Here is a 13,760-nt window from a genome sequence, read left to right as displayed (position 1 = left end):
CTTTGTCATCTGCGCCTGGCGCGCCAGTTCATTGATTCCCAGATCAAGCGCGCCCGGGCTGTCATCCAGCATCGCGCGAGCAGTGGCTAAAAGGTGGCGGCGGCGCTCCTCTTTTTGCTCAACCGAGCGTGCGCGGACATATGGCGTGAACGAATTCATACGAAAACCTGTACCTCACTTGATAAAAGACCGATGGTCTTCTAGATTGAAGACCATCGGTCTCCAATCTTGCCTGAAAGCCAGGATCCAGGCCACGTCGTCCACCATGCACAGAGCCACCACCATGCCAAGCAACAACACAGACTGGGTCCTGATCACTGGCGCTTCCAGCGGTTTCGGTGAAGAATTTGCCAAGCAATACGCGGCTAAGGGCCACCCTTTGATTCTTGTCGCGCGTCGGCTGGAGCGCCTGCAGGCTCTGGCAACTGCGCTGCGCCACGAACATGGAGTGGAAGTCATCACCGAACAAGTTGACCTGTCAGATGTAACGGCCATAACGGCCCTGCATTCCAGCCTCCGGGAGCGGGGCATTGAGGTGGAAATCCTCATCAACAACGCCGGCCACGGGCTACAAGGCACCTTCCTGGACACCTCGGTGCAAAGCACCCTGGAGATGGTGCAGCTTGATATCGCTAGCCTTACCGTCATGACCCGACTGTTCGGCGCCGATATGCGCCAGCGCGGTCACGGCAGGATCCTTCTGGTTGCCAGTCTGCTGGCGCTCTGGGGTGTGGAGGACATGGCTGTTTATGGTGCATCCAAGGCGTACGTCCTGCGCTTGGGCGATGCGCTGCATCGTGAATTCAAGCGCGATGGCGTCACCGTCACCTCACTGTGCCCAGGTATGTCCAACACTGGATTCGCTCAGGCTGCGCAGCAAAAGATCACCCTCGGATTGAAGCTTGCGATGATGCAACCGGCACCGGTGGTACGTGCGGGCATCCGCGCACTCCATAAGGGTCGCATTAGCGTTGTCCCCGGATTGGGCAACAAGATTGGCGCGTTCATGATTTGGGCTACTCCGCGCTCGCTGCACCAATCCCTGTTTGCGCGCGTCATGAATAGTTGAAGGAATGCTTGATCGCTAACGATGCCATTTCGGGATACGGCCAAGGCCATAAGGATTCGAACCTGAAATCAAAGGATTATGAGGCAGGAAAATTTAGATTAGCGATCAATAGTTAGGCCGACTAATTTCCTCAACCGCTTGGCTTCGACCCGTTGTAGCGGCTGGGTCTATGGGGAAATTTTTCCAAGCGTGCGCTCCCCGATAGAACAGCGTATTTGGGTGGGTGTATTAGCTTACATCGATGCCAGCAGCGTTGCTTGCTAGCCGCTGCATTCTCCCCAGTACGGACTTCATTACTCGCGAGCTATCTTTTCGATCCAAGCCTTTACAGACGCGGTGTCAGCGATGTTTCCTTTGTACTCGATCTCAGGCTGCTGAGGCACGTTGTCGTTGCGCTGTCGGCCGTCACGTGTCACATAGGGGACCGCAATAACGCCGTTACTGCTGGGTAGGTCAGCTTCGACTGGAGAACCTGTCCGCGTATCAACAAACGTTTCAAGGCCAACCTGTTTGACCCCAGGGAAGTTCTTCAGCTCATCTACAAACGCAATACACGCACTTCCGCAGTCGTAGTCAGTCAGGACGAAGACCTTTGCCCTGACAGGGTTGGCGGGTATGCGTCTGGGCTTCGGAACCTTGTTAGCGTTCACCGGCTCTTTGATTACTGTCTCTCCCCGTGCCACTGCGGCGGCGTATAGGCTGTTGTCGGCGTCATAGGGTGTGCCGTCTTTCGGCCCCTCTGCCGGGGCGCTGGGGTCGGCTTGTCCCTGTGGTGCTGCTGCGTCGCGCTGATGCTCCTTGCTGACTCGGAGGACAGCAGAAATCTTCAATCGTTCACGGGCATAGTAATTTGCATACTCTCTGCCATAGAGCGCACGCAATACACCCATAAACCATTCGTAAGGCCCGCCAGTGTTTCCGCGCACATCAAGCACAATGATTGACTTATCACGCAGTGACGGGGCCACCTTGTAGAGCGCCTCAAACTGATCTGACTCCTTCCGGTCTCGTGGAGAGAAATTTCCGAGCCGCACCCATGCGCCGTCGTTACCGAACGGTTCGACAGTGACGCTTCTTCCCAGCTGAGGGACCAACTGTGACCGGATTTTTGCGAGCTCGGTGGTGGGGATGATGTGCCACTGCAAATCAACGCTGCGGCCGTCGACGATGCAGCTGCGGGGCCTGGCTATGAAGGGACTCGCTGAATCCCGAAAGAGGTTCAGTGCCACACGTGCATGCGTGGACTCCAGGCCTGGAATCATGTTTTGGTAGGGCGCCACGCGCTTTGACCATTCGGCCATAGGCAGTCCGTCGCATTCCGTGATCTCAGCTCCGTTGGCTATCACACCTTCCGATCCAGCAACGAGGAAACGGCGTCCCTGGTAGACCGCGAGAAAGCCCGGCCATTGATAGAACACAGGTGTCAGCTCAATAGAGACGTAAGCATGCGCATCGTTGAACGTTGAAAAAAGGTGAGCCATCGTTTGTCGATAGCCCTCAAAATTCTTGACCTGCTGTAGGTCCGCATCGGCTTGTTTGCGTGCTTTCGACAGAGTGGCCTCAAACCCTGAAGGATCTGGGTACACGGCCATGATGGATTGGTCCCGAAACCACTGCAGCGAGAAGTCGACATCTTTGTCCGCCATGGCAGCCCATCCCTGATAAGCGGTGCTCGACTGTGGGGCCTGTTGCGCGCTAGCAGGGGAAAGCATCTCGGACCAGAGCACCAAGGCGGCGCAGAAGACAGGGAGTACGCGGCTCGAAGACGGGCGGTGCTTTGGAACGGATGCCATTAGATGAGAGCCTTGATAGATCAGGTAGGTCAAGCAGGATCCATGCCAAGCTCTTCCGCGACAGATGTTACCCCTACTGACTGCACGGTGTCCGCGGACGTCCGAGGGGTGTCCGCCTGTCCGCAAGTAGACACGCCACAACATTTCCGCATGCTTATTGAGGAAAGTCTCGCGCCTTTTTCAGCCGGCCGGGTCAGGCCAGCTGCATGAAGGCATTAGTCAGCGTAATCCTCCGGTGACCAGGATCTCTTCACCGGTCACGAATCGGGCATCGTCAGATGCAAGGAACGTCACCACGCTTGCGATGTCTTCCGGCTGGCCTGCACGTCCAAGGGGCGTCTGCGCCACGATGCCACTTGCCATTTCCGAACCGACGATGCCGGCAGTTGTCGTTCCTTCGGTGATTACAAATCCTGGGCTGACGACGTTGACGCGGATCTTGCGGGGGGCAAGTTCCTTGGCTAATACGCCAGAAATTGCGTTAACGGCTGCCTTGCTAGCGGTGTACAGCGATGTACCTGGCGATCGCAAGGTGGTGATCGAAGAGGAGATGTTGACGATGCTACCTTCGTTTCGAAGATGCTTGATGGCCGCCTGTGTGGTCATGATCATGCCCAGAACATTGACATCGAACAGGCGACGGTACTGATCCTCTGTGACGTGCTCTACCGCTCCCACATCCCAGACCCCGGTGTTGTTTACCAGGATGTCGAGACGCCCGAACTGCGTCACCGCAGATTCAATAAGTGCCTGTGCTTCGACGGCGATGGAGATGTCTGCCCGGACTGCAAGCGCCTTGCCGCCTGCTGCGGAGATAGCGTCAACCACGGCATCTGCTCCCGCCTTGCTCGACGCGTAGTTGACCACTACTGATGCGCCTTCTGCCGCCAACGCCTTTGCGATGCCTGCGCCGATCCCCTTTGAGGACCCCGTCACCACTGCCACCCTACCTGCCAGCTTCTTCATGTTGCTATCCTCGATTGCTACTTTTGACATCGACATTGACCAGAGCTGCAGAACGCACACCCTAGTCCCATAGTTCGGATATTATGAACTATGGTCACCGAGGTCAAGCGTTGCAGAAAATCACCATGAGACCCTTACTTCATCCTGCTATCGAAGACGTTCGACCCGCCGCGATTCTCCATGCGCTGTCGGACCCCAACCGTGCGGCGATCCTTGCCAAGATCCTCACTGCCGGCCATGTCGAGGCGTGTGCTTCTGTCGCCGAGCTGGGCGATCGCGTGATTCCGAAATCATCGCTGTCGAATCATTTCAAGATCTTGCGCGAGGCTGGACTGATCCGCAGCGAGCGTCACGGTGTTGAGATGCGGAACCATTCGAGATTTCCAGAAATCAACGCCCGCTTCCCAGGGCTGGTAGCAGCGATCATCAACGCCTATGCATCGGACAACGCAGATGGCGCGCCTAACTTGAAATCGTAGGTCAAGATCCTGCGATGGGTGAACCAGCCGCCGGTCAGCGACCGCAAGCGGCGGCTTGTACGCATCCTGGAGCGGAGCGATATCAGCCTAGTCAGTTCATGCATTCACTATCAGTCTCACTCCTACACGCGGCCTCACCAGCCCCGGAGAAGCTAGCGATCTGCAGCGCTTCAGTGAGCAGCTGCAACTGATATCAAGCATTGGGCGGGCGCAGTCTTTTAAACGCTCCCTAACCCCGATAAACATAGATGTGTCCACTTCAAGTGCGAGCGTTCGTCGCGCTCGTTGCGGACAAGATTGGCATGCATCGCGCCATCGCTCCGGACGCGGGTCTGTGACTGCGGCTCGGCCCACTCTGCCACGCAGGACAGCACCGGCATAAGAAGGTTATTCAGTGTGCCGAACGAAATTCATCTCAAACGTGGGCTTCCTGGTCGGCACGTTCTAGCCGAGGCCATTATTTCAACGCCAGGCGATAACTGCTTAAGACGAATCGAGCTCGCTAGTAAAAGTCGCATGCCAAATCATTAGTCAATCATTATCCCATATGCATTCACGTACTTTTTTACGAAGCTCTCGTGTAGCAGTGACGATTCTAAATTTTATTGCGCTTCCAAAAATCTTCAAACATTCGCTTCGCGGTCTCAATTTGCGTTACTAGGCAACAATATGATCAACGAAGATGTACGTTGGCCAGCTCATTAGTCGCCGGTCCGCTCCTCATGTCTGACCCATCCGCGCCCGATCATCTGCAGCGCAGTCTTTCCAACCGCCACTTGCAGCTAATCGCCATTGGCGGGGCAATCGGCACCGGCTTGTTCATGGGTTCGGGCAAGACGATCAGCTTGGCTGGCCCTTCAATCCTGTTCGTCTACCTGATCATCGGCGCGATGCTGTTCTTCGTTATGCGTGCCATGGGCGAGCTACTGCTGTCCAACCTCGAATATAAGTCGTTCATCGACTTTTCCACAGATTTGCTTGGCCCATGGGCGGGCTTCTTCTGTGGATGGACCTATTGGTTCTGCTGGATCATCACCGCCATTGCGGATGTCATCGCGATCGCTGCCTACGCACAGTTCTGGTTTCCGGGCCTAGCGCCGTGGATTCCAGCGGTGATGTGTGTATTACTCTTGCTTGCGTTGAACCTGGTGACAGTGAAGCTCTTCGGCGAGCTAGAGTTCTGGTTCGCACTAATCAAGATTATCGCCATCTGCGTATTGATCATTACTGGCGCGGGGCTGGTGATGTGGGGGTTCCGTTCGCCTTCCGGCAACCTGGCATCGCTGTCCAATCTGTGGAATGACGGCGGCATGTTCCCAATGGGAATTGGCGGGTTCTTCGCTGGATTCCAGATCGCAGTGTTCGCCTTTGTCGGCATCGAGCTGGTCGGCACCACTGCTGCAGAAACCGCCGACCCGCATCGCAACCTGCCTAAAGCGATCAATTCAATTCCTGTGCGCATCCTGATTTTCTATGTGCTTGCCCTGATCGCTATCATGGCCGTGACGCCCTGGCGGCAGGTAGTGGCCGGCAAAAGTCCGTTCGTGGAGCTGTTCGTACTTGCCGGAATACCAGCGGCGGCAAGTCTGATTAATTTCGTAGTGCTCACCTCAGCCACCTCGTCGGCTAACAGCGGTCTCTTTTCGACCAGTCGCATGCTTTACGGCCTTGCCGAAGAGCAAAATGCACCAAAGGGATTTGCGAAGCTCTCTCGTGCAGCAGTGCCAGCACGCGGCTTGCTGTTCTCCTGCGTTTGCTTGTTGTTGGGCGCGATGCTGGTGTACCTAATCCCCAACCTAGTCACCGCCTTTACTCTGGTCACGACATTGTCGGCGGTGCTCTTCATGTTCGTGTGGTCGTTGATTCTGTGCGCTTACATCGCCTATAGGCGCAAGCGCCCGGAGCTGCACGCAGTGTCAGCTTTTAAGATGCCCGGCGGTGTGCTGATGTGCTACGTATGCCTCGCGTTCTTCGCCTTCGTCATTGTCTTGCTGACCTTACAGAGCGACACACGCCAGGCGCTGTTGGCCAGCCCGATGTGGTTCCTGATACTGGCCATCAGTTATCTAGCCAAGTCGCGCAGCGCAAGCGAAAAGAAATTATCGACCCATCAATAAACGCAAGTATTCATGCCAAGGAGAGAGCACGCCTGCCGATTACCAGAAATTGCACTCATTGGGTTTGCAGAAGCATTTGCATAAAATACCTTTAGTGGCTCCGCGCTTAACAAGCGCGGATCTCTTATTATCTCGTTGAATTCCCAATGCATGTCTTGAATGCAATGGAATTCGGCGACCTAGTGATACCCTCAGCGTCATAAGGAAAATTAATTTTACGGCACTTTTCCCACACAAAGGAACAATGGCTTTCGATTTATTGCAAGCACAGCCATGTCAAATAGGACTAATCAGACTTATTGAGGATGAATCATTAAGTCCTGCGGATCGATGGCGTCCAGCCATTCAGCAGTTCGGGCGTCTTGCGGGCCTGAACTACGCTTCCGTGTAGAGTATTTCGCACCCTGCAATAATTTACTAATGTTTTTTTATAACTTTAGATATAAGCCGAACATCGCGTCTACCTCTCCGAGGCAATCACTGTGCGACACATCCTGCAAGCTGCCATCACGTTGACTTTGATCAGTACTTCCCTGCCTTCCTCGGCTCAAGGGGATGCTGCTGCCCAACGCAGATCAAGCTCGCCGGTGAGCACAGTTACGACCCAGTTACCCCGCACCGCTAAGCCCACGCATTACGCGGTAGAGATAACGCCGCATGCCGATGCACTCACCTTTGATGGCAAGGTGACCATTGACGTCGTCGTGCTGCAACCCACTGACAGCATCACGCTACATGCGGCCAAGCTCACCTTTGTCAACGCCACGCTCACCCAGCGCAAGCGTGACACGCCGCAGCCAGCCATGGTCAGCGCCAATGATGAGGAACAGACTGCCAGCTTCACTTTTGAAAAGCCGCTGGCGCCCGGCAACTACGTGCTATCCATCGCCTATAGCGGGGTGATAAACACCCAATCCAACGGACTGTTTGCTGCTGATTACACGACGCCGCAAGGCCCACGGCGTGCATTGCTTACTCAGTTTGAGGCGGCCAATGCACGCAACTTCATTCCCTCCTGGGACGAGCCCAACTTCAAAGCCACCTTTGATCTGGCGGTGAATGTACCGGCCGCGCAAATGGCGATCAGCAACCTACCGGTGGCCAAGTCCACCGCGATCGCCGGCGGATTGAAGCGCGTGGTGTTCCAGCCCACGCCCCCTATGTCCACGTATCTACTGTTCCTGGGTGTGGGCGATTTCGAGCGCGCCACGGTCAAGGCCGAGAATGGCACCGAGATCGGCGTAGTGGCCCAGACCGGCAAGCTAGACCAAGCACAGTTTGCGCTGGAGTCGTCGCGCAACATTCTGCATGAATACAACGCGTATTTCGGCGAGCCTTACCCGTTGCCAAAGCTAGACAACATTGCCGCACCGGCACGCTACAACGCAGCTATGGAGAACTGGGGCGCCATTCTCAGTGGCGAAGCTTATCTGTTGCTGGATCCGGCAGTGGCTGGCATTGACGACAAGCAACGTGCCTTCGGCGTGGCCGCGCATGAAATCGCGCATCAGTGGTTTGGCAACCTAGTCACCATGGCATGGTGGGACGACCTGTGGCTCAACGAGGGCTTTGCCAACTGGATGGGAGCGCGTACGACGCAAAAGCTGCACCCGGAGTGGGACAGCAACAACATGCTTCCAGCTCTGCGCAGCCGCAGTGCTATGCAGGGCGACGCATCTGCCACCACTCACCCGGTGGTGCAGCACGTGACCACGGTGGAGCAAGCCGATCAGGCGTTCGACCAGATCACCTACAACAAGGGTGAAGCGATCATTGCGATGCTGGAAGATTACCTTGGTGCCGAGCAATGGCGCGATGGTGTCCGGCGCTACATCCGCCAGCATCGCTACGGCAACACCACCACCGATGACCTCTGGCAGCAATTCGATGCCGTAGCGCCAGGCAAGCAATTCACTCAGGTGGCGCACGACTTCACCCTGCAACCGGGCGTGCCCTTGATCAAGGTGCGCACCACCTGCACTGTGGGCAGCACCACGGTTGATCTGGAGCAGGGCGAGTACACGCTGGATCGCCCGAACAAGACGCCGCTGCGCTGGCGCGTACCGGTGGCTGTACGCGGTGCCAGTGGCACGCTCACGCGGGTACTGGTGGACGGCACCGCGCAACTACAATTGCCTGGTTGCGGTGGGCCTGTTGTGGTTAATGCCGGGCAAAACGGCTACTTCCGCACGCTTTATGCGCCCGCTGATTTCAAGGTGCTGCGCACAGGTTTCTCCACATTGCCGGTCGTGGACCAGATGGGCGCACTGATGGACACCAGTGCGCTGGCCACCAACGCCCTGCAACCGGAGGCCGACCTGCTCGATCTCACCACCAGCGTGGCAGCCACGGCACCGCCAGACGTGTGGCAGGTGGTGGCCGAGCTGTTCGACGGAATCGACACGGTATTCGATGGCGCGCCCAAAGAGCAGGCCGCATGGCGTAGCTATGCGGCGTCGCGGTTGACGCCAGCTTTTGGCAACCTGGGCTGGGACAGCCGCGTCAACGAGCGCAGCCAGGTGAAGGTGGCGCGCGCGCAATTGCTCAGCGCGCTGGGCGCCATGGGCGAGCCTGCCATCGTCGCAGAAGCGCGGCGCCGCTTTGTCGCGTTTGAATCCGATCCCGATGCATTGCCGCCTGATCTGCGTAAGAGTGTGCTGGACATCGTGTCCCGCCATGCCGACGCCGCCACATGGGATCGTCTACACGTTCTGGCCAAGGCGCAGACCAGCAACACGCTGCGTACGCAGTACTACGTACTGCTTGCGAATACGCAAGATGCTGCGCTGGCACAACGTGCACTTGACCTAGGCATGACCAGCGAGCCTGGCGGCAACATCGGCATGCGCATGATTTCGCAGGTGGCACGCCAGCACCCGGACCTGGCGTTTGACTTCGCGGTCGCGCATCGCGAACAAGTAGACACACTGATCGGTGCCACCTCCCGCAGCGGCTTCTACCCGCGCCTGGTTGCCACCTCGGCCAACCGGCAGACCGCCGACAAGGTCAAGGTGTACGCAGACCACTATCTTGAGCCAGACGCACGCAGCAATGCAGAAAAAGCCATCGCCGCCATTCAAACGCGCGCCACGCTGCGAGAGCGACGGGTCCCGGAAATTGAAGCTTGGTTGAGAGGGCGTAAGGAGTGAGTGCATTTACAGACGCATCTTTCTGTTGCTGCGCGTCCCCATGTCCTCAGTCCACGTCGAGTGGGGCTGAGGCTGGTTGATGGACGAAAGAGCGATCCAGCGCTTTACCCTATTTGTTTACTTAAGGATAGCCAGGCAATCAGTGTGCTACGGGTGTGTTGAAGAGCTACTAGAGCGATCGGCTATGTGGTGAGGAAAAACAAGCGTCTAGATCCGTGCTGACTCACGGGTTAAACACGTTTTAAACACAAAAATGGAAGATCTTAAACATTTCTCCTGATCTAGATACCCAGCTCTTCTGTCTCAGCACTTGCAAGCAGCAACAATGCGCTACTGTCATAACCTGTTGCGATCTTCCGGCGAGACATTCCATACTTACCCGCCACGTACACTTCCCCCTTAACATTCAGTTCAAATCATCTGAAGAAAAAATATCTATTCAATGCAAATGACGAGCAATCCACCTTAACGACAACGCACAATCAGTCCGAAAACTGGATATCGATAGCGTGTATTGCTGTTTTTAGTGCAGCTCTTTATCGCTAGCGCAATCTTTTATTAAAAATCAACAGGCCGGGTAAAAAATCATGAATTCATATAGAAAATACTTGAAGTATTCAGGCGAGATTTGTCGAGCGCAGTTTTTTTATTAGGTCGCGCCTGCCCAATGCTCCAATGATCTCAACAACATGGCGCGGCATCAATCCGCAGCAACACAGGCTTAGCTCGGGCCGGCTGAGGCTTGGCGTCCGGGCAACTAGCAAGCGCTTGCCGCCGACTCGTTGCTACCGTTTTTTCGACAGCGTAGTGATTGATGAAGATAATGGGCGTCGCTGGCGCATTCGTATTGCACGTCCATGTGTGCAGCCACCCAGACGCGGTTTTCCGTCGCTGTGGATGCTGGACGGTAACCGGGCGCTTACCCACTTCGATACCGTCTTGCTGTGCCGGTTGTCGCAGCTGCCGGCGCCGCCCGTGCTGGTGTTTATCGATGCCGACCACGACCTGCTGATCGATTTGCCTACCCGCGCTCGCGATTATACGTTCCAGCCTGCCGACCATCCGTTTCTTAAAGCTCCCGATGCACCAGACGGGCTGGTAGGTGGCGGTGCGCAAGCATTGCTCAATGCTCTGCTGCTGAAAGCAATGCCTGCGATCACACACCACGTGCGGTTGGATCGCAGTAGGCAGGCGCTGTGGGGACATTCATTGGCCGGACTGTTTGTGTTGCACGCGTTGTATGCTGGCGACGGCCTGTTCACCGATTTCGCCACTGCCAGCCCGTCACTATGGTGGGGGCAAGGCGCACTGTTAGGCACGCCCGAGGAGCACTTCATTGCATGCGGGTCGCACTATCCCGCGCGTATATGGATATTTCTCGGTGGAGCAGAGCGAGCCGGCCAGATCGATCCGCGTAGCCGTGAACGTCCTGATCACACAGACTTATTGAATGCAATTCAAGGCGCGCCAGCTGACGCGGCATTGCACCTGGCAAAGCGCCTGGCGACGCTGCCAGGTCTTGCAGTGCGCTACCGCGAGTTCCCCGCCCTGCATCATGCGGCAGTGTTCCATGCTTCATTGCGCGCGGTGTTGCAACACATCGTCGGACTCCCGAGCCGGGGGGCTCGTAACCGCAGGTTATGAGTCGGCCGGGCTGTCGATGGCTACTACTGGCAGGCAGTCAAAGCCGGCATGTCCACACAGCCGTACTAAACGGCAATCGTGCGCTTCGCGCATGCAGCGGAACTTTGCCGAGTAGGCGCGCCATCCCAAACCCTTTCTGATAGTGCGTACCGCCCCGTCGACCAGGAGCTCTGGCTATGGTTGGATTAACTTTACGGGGAGTCGACATTCCCGATGGAAAAGCTGTTCGAGACATATGTCGCCAAGCACTTCAAAAAGCAGCTTACCGCGCATCTCGTGCTGGGCACTCAGGTAAGGCGGCACCATCTGGTGCGCCACGGCGACGCACAGTGGTTCCAGCTGCGGCGGGATATGGTGATAAGCCGGCAGGGCATTGGCGAGGCGGCTCGGTACGAGCAAGCAGATCTGATACGCACTTCCTGACAGAAACGGCTGACACAGCCTTATCTCAGCTTGTCTGCCCCTGTGTCCGTAGACTGTCTAGATAGTCGGCCCACCCCTGCATCATCTTCTTGCGCTCTGGCAGGTGCGCCGTGCGGTTGTAGGCTCGCCCCAATGGATCACGCACGGCATGCGCGAGCTGGTGCTCGATATAGTCTGGGCGAAACCCCAGAACTTCATCCAGCACGGTCCGCGCCATCGCACGAAAGCCGTGACCTACAATGGTTTCGCCATCGAAGCCCAAATTGCGGAGCGCGGCATTGACCGTGTTCTCGCTCATGGGGCGATCGGCGCTGCGCACGCCGGGAAACACGTAGTCGCTGCGCTTGGTGAGTGGCCATAGTTCTTCAAGCACTGCCACTGCTTGTGCGGACAAAGGAACGACGTGCGCGGTCTTTGTCTTGCTAGTGACGTAGCGCCACTCACCGGCTTTCAAGTCGATATCCGTCCACTTGGCCTGCCGCAGTTCGCCAGGGCGCACAAAAAGCATGGGGGCCAGCTTGAGGGCCGCGCAGGTCACAAGCGAGCCCTGGTAGGCCCACAGCGCGCGCAGAAGCTCGCCAATTCGCCCAGGCTCGGTCAGGCTTGCGAAATGCTTGGTTTGCGGCTGCTCCAATGCACCTACAAGGTCTTCAGCAGGATTTCGCTGAGCCCTGCCCGTCGCAATCGCATACCGGAAAACTCGTCCTGCATGAGACCGTGCCCGGTGGGCAGTCTCCACCACGCCCCTCTGTTCCAACTTCCTTAGAGCAGCCAGAAGAATGGGAGCACTGACATCAGTGATCGGCATGTCAGCAATAAAAGCCAAATCCTTTTCGATCAGACGGCGTTCTCGCTTTACCGAACCTGGACCTAGCCCTTCCTTCGCTCGCTTAGCCAACAGCTCAAGCGCAATGGTTCCGAATGTGGTGTTCACGCGCTCGGCTTGGACGGCTCGCTCAATCCGAGCGACATGGGCTGGGTTGGCTCCACCCTTTAGCAGCATGCGTAACTTGTCGCGCTCTGCACGAGCCTGCATCAGTGAAAGCGCCGGGTACTCGTCGATGGTCACCATGCTTGGCTTGCCTGCGTACCGGTAGCGATATCGCCAAACCTTTGCACCAGTGGTACGCACCTCAATGCACAAGCCATTTGAGTCAGCTACCCGAAAGGCAGCATCCCTAGGTTTAAGCGCGCGAAGCTTTGTATCTGTAAGCATGTGAGTCAGGTAGCTGTGAGTCGGGCAGGCAAAATGCACTGGGACGACTCACAGCCTGACTCACTTCACACACGGATGCAACTGGATACAGCTGGACCTTGCTAGACCAAATACCAACGGTTTTCAGGGAATTTCTTGAACTTTCCGGACTACATCGGATGTTCTTGAACTTGAATTTGGTGGGCCCACCAGGATTCGAACCTGGAACCAAAGGATTATGAGTCCTCTGCTCTAACCGTTGAGCTATAGGCCCCGGCGGGGTGGGTGGCGAGATGCAGGGCATGTCGGACCGTCCAGCTGACGCGAAAGTTTACCTGTCCGTGCGCGTCGCTGTCTGCTGGCATCAGGTGTCCATGAGGACGAGTGGCCGCACCTACCTGTGTTTGCGCATGCAGATACAGGAAAGCCCGGCGTGAGCCAGGCTTTAAAGGTGTACGCGATCAATCTGTCCTGCCGCAGTACTCGAGGGTGAACGATCTAGCGCTACATATACCTCAGCAATTCCGAATCACTACCCCAATCCTCAACCCGCCCACTACGCCATCTCAAACTGCGCATCGATCAACTTCCGCCCGGCTTGAAACCCGTGCGCAATAGCGTCCTGATACGTCTCCCAACCAAGCCCCTGGTCGTCGATGCGTGGCTGGCGTTGACCGCCAAGCGCATATACATCAACCTGCACCGTCCAGTTGGCATCGGGCGCAGCCTGCTCGACGCGTACGCGGATTTCGTGATCGCGGTACGTGGTGGTTTCAAAGCGGCTTTGCCTGCTCATAAGGCGGTCTCGTGTGCGTGCGTCCGTCAACTTAGAAGGCACGGTTAGAACACCACGTGAGCTTTGGAGAAGCGCCGATTTCATGTTGCGGCGCCGTGCGGTTTCGTCGCCGATGCGTGAATGCCGTAG

10 protein-coding genes and 1 tRNA gene are annotated in these 13,760 nt (G+C 56.7%); 6 read left to right on the top strand and 5 right to left on the bottom strand.

The genetic code is table 11. From position 1 onward, the window contains the following. Positions 1–205: 205 nt before the first annotated feature. A complete protein-coding gene (locus AC1KVG_RS16765; RefSeq protein WP_481095137.1) occupies positions 206–1,069 on the top strand; it encodes an SDR family NAD(P)-dependent oxidoreductase in 864 nt (287 codons plus the stop codon). Positions 1,070–1,362: 293 nt separating this feature from the next. On the opposite strand, the gene AC1KVG_RS16760 is transcribed toward AC1KVG_RS16765, so the two are convergent. Together AC1KVG_RS16760 and AC1KVG_RS16755 are read right to left on the bottom strand one after the other, a co-directional pair. Next, positions 1,363–2,895, bottom strand: coding sequence for a S41 family peptidase (locus AC1KVG_RS16760; protein WP_167705951.1), 1,533 nt, complete (start codon positions 2,893–2,895; stop codon positions 1,363–1,365). 186 nt (positions 2,896–3,081) lie between these two features. Then, complete coding sequence (locus AC1KVG_RS16755; RefSeq protein ID WP_039522454.1) at positions 3,082–3,828, bottom strand: glucose 1-dehydrogenase; 747 nt, start codon at positions 3,826–3,828, stop codon at positions 3,082–3,084. Positions 3,829–3,938: 110 nt separating this feature from the next. Between AC1KVG_RS16755 and AC1KVG_RS16750 the strand changes: the two genes are divergently transcribed. The 5 genes from AC1KVG_RS16750 to AC1KVG_RS16730 all read left to right on the top strand — a co-directional run bounded on the left by AC1KVG_RS16750 (position 3,939) and on the right by AC1KVG_RS16730 (position 11,640). Beyond that, the gene (locus tag AC1KVG_RS16750; protein ID WP_225879947.1) at positions 3,939–4,307 is read left to right on the top strand and encodes an ArsR/SmtB family transcription factor; all 369 of its coding nucleotides are present in this window, start codon (positions 3,939–3,941) and stop codon (positions 4,305–4,307) included. 722 nt (positions 4,308–5,029) lie between these two features. Further along, complete coding sequence (gene cycA / locus AC1KVG_RS16745; RefSeq protein WP_481095136.1) at positions 5,030–6,424, top strand: D-serine/D-alanine/glycine transporter; 1,395 nt, start codon at positions 5,030–5,032, stop codon at positions 6,422–6,424. A 482-nt stretch (positions 6,425–6,906) separates the two neighbouring features. Next, positions 6,907–9,573 carry a M1 family metallopeptidase gene (locus AC1KVG_RS16740; protein WP_481095135.1) on the top strand — a complete coding sequence of 889 codons (2,667 nt, stop codon included), beginning with the start codon at positions 6,907–6,909 and terminating at the stop codon, positions 9,571–9,573. Between the two features lie 675 nt (positions 9,574–10,248). Continuing rightward, positions 10,249–11,217 (top strand): alpha/beta hydrolase, encoded by a 969-nt coding sequence (locus AC1KVG_RS16735; protein WP_172837873.1) that lies wholly within the window; start codon positions 10,249–10,251, stop codon positions 11,215–11,217. Positions 11,218–11,430: 213 nt separating this feature from the next. Beyond that, the gene (locus tag AC1KVG_RS16730) at positions 11,431–11,640 is read left to right on the top strand and encodes a 5-methylcytosine restriction system specificity protein McrC (RefSeq protein ID WP_065048368.1); all 210 of its coding nucleotides are present in this window, start codon (positions 11,431–11,433) and stop codon (positions 11,638–11,640) included. Between the two features lie 25 nt (positions 11,641–11,665). Here AC1KVG_RS16730 and AC1KVG_RS16725 read toward each other — a convergent pair whose 3' ends face one another. The 3 genes from AC1KVG_RS16725 to AC1KVG_RS16715 form a co-directional block, all read right to left on the bottom strand. Then, on the bottom strand, positions 11,666–12,856 hold the full coding sequence (locus AC1KVG_RS16725) for a tyrosine-type recombinase/integrase (RefSeq protein WP_065048369.1): 1,191 nt from the start codon (positions 12,854–12,856) through the stop codon (positions 11,666–11,668). A 177-nt stretch (positions 12,857–13,033) separates the two neighbouring features. Beyond that, positions 13,034–13,109 (bottom strand) — tRNA-Ile (locus AC1KVG_RS16720). 282 nt (positions 13,110–13,391) lie between these two features. Then, entirely contained in the window at positions 13,392–13,715 is a 324-nt protein-coding gene (locus AC1KVG_RS16715; RefSeq protein WP_481095134.1) for a hypothetical protein, read from the bottom strand. Positions 13,716–13,760: the final 45 nt, after the last annotated feature.

The sequence above is a fragment of the Xanthomonas sp. NCPPB 3959 genome, assembly GCF_056675575.1.
This window is presented reverse-complemented; position numbering and strand designations above follow the sequence as displayed.

What these genes read in the sequence shown, in the direction of transcription:
- AC1KVG_RS16725 (WP_065048369.1), bottom strand. Translation starts at nt 12,856, where the DNA reads ATGCTTACAGATACAAAGCTTCGCGCGCTTAAACCTAGGGATGCTGCC.
- AC1KVG_RS16715 (WP_481095134.1), bottom strand. Translation starts at nt 13,715, where the DNA reads ATGAAATCGGCGCTTCTCCAAAGCTCACGTGGTGTTCTAACCGTGCCT.
- AC1KVG_RS16730 (WP_065048368.1), top strand. Translation starts at nt 11,431, where the DNA reads ATGGAAAAGCTGTTCGAGACATATGTCGCCAAGCACTTCAAAAAGCAG.
- AC1KVG_RS16735 (WP_172837873.1), top strand. Translation starts at nt 10,249, where the DNA reads ATGATCTCAACAACATGGCGCGGCATCAATCCGCAGCAACACAGGCTT.
- AC1KVG_RS16755 (WP_039522454.1), bottom strand. Translation starts at nt 3,828, where the DNA reads ATGAAGAAGCTGGCAGGTAGGGTGGCAGTGGTGACGGGGTCCTCAAAG.
- cycA (WP_481095136.1), top strand. Translation starts at nt 5,030, where the DNA reads ATGTCTGACCCATCCGCGCCCGATCATCTGCAGCGCAGTCTTTCCAAC.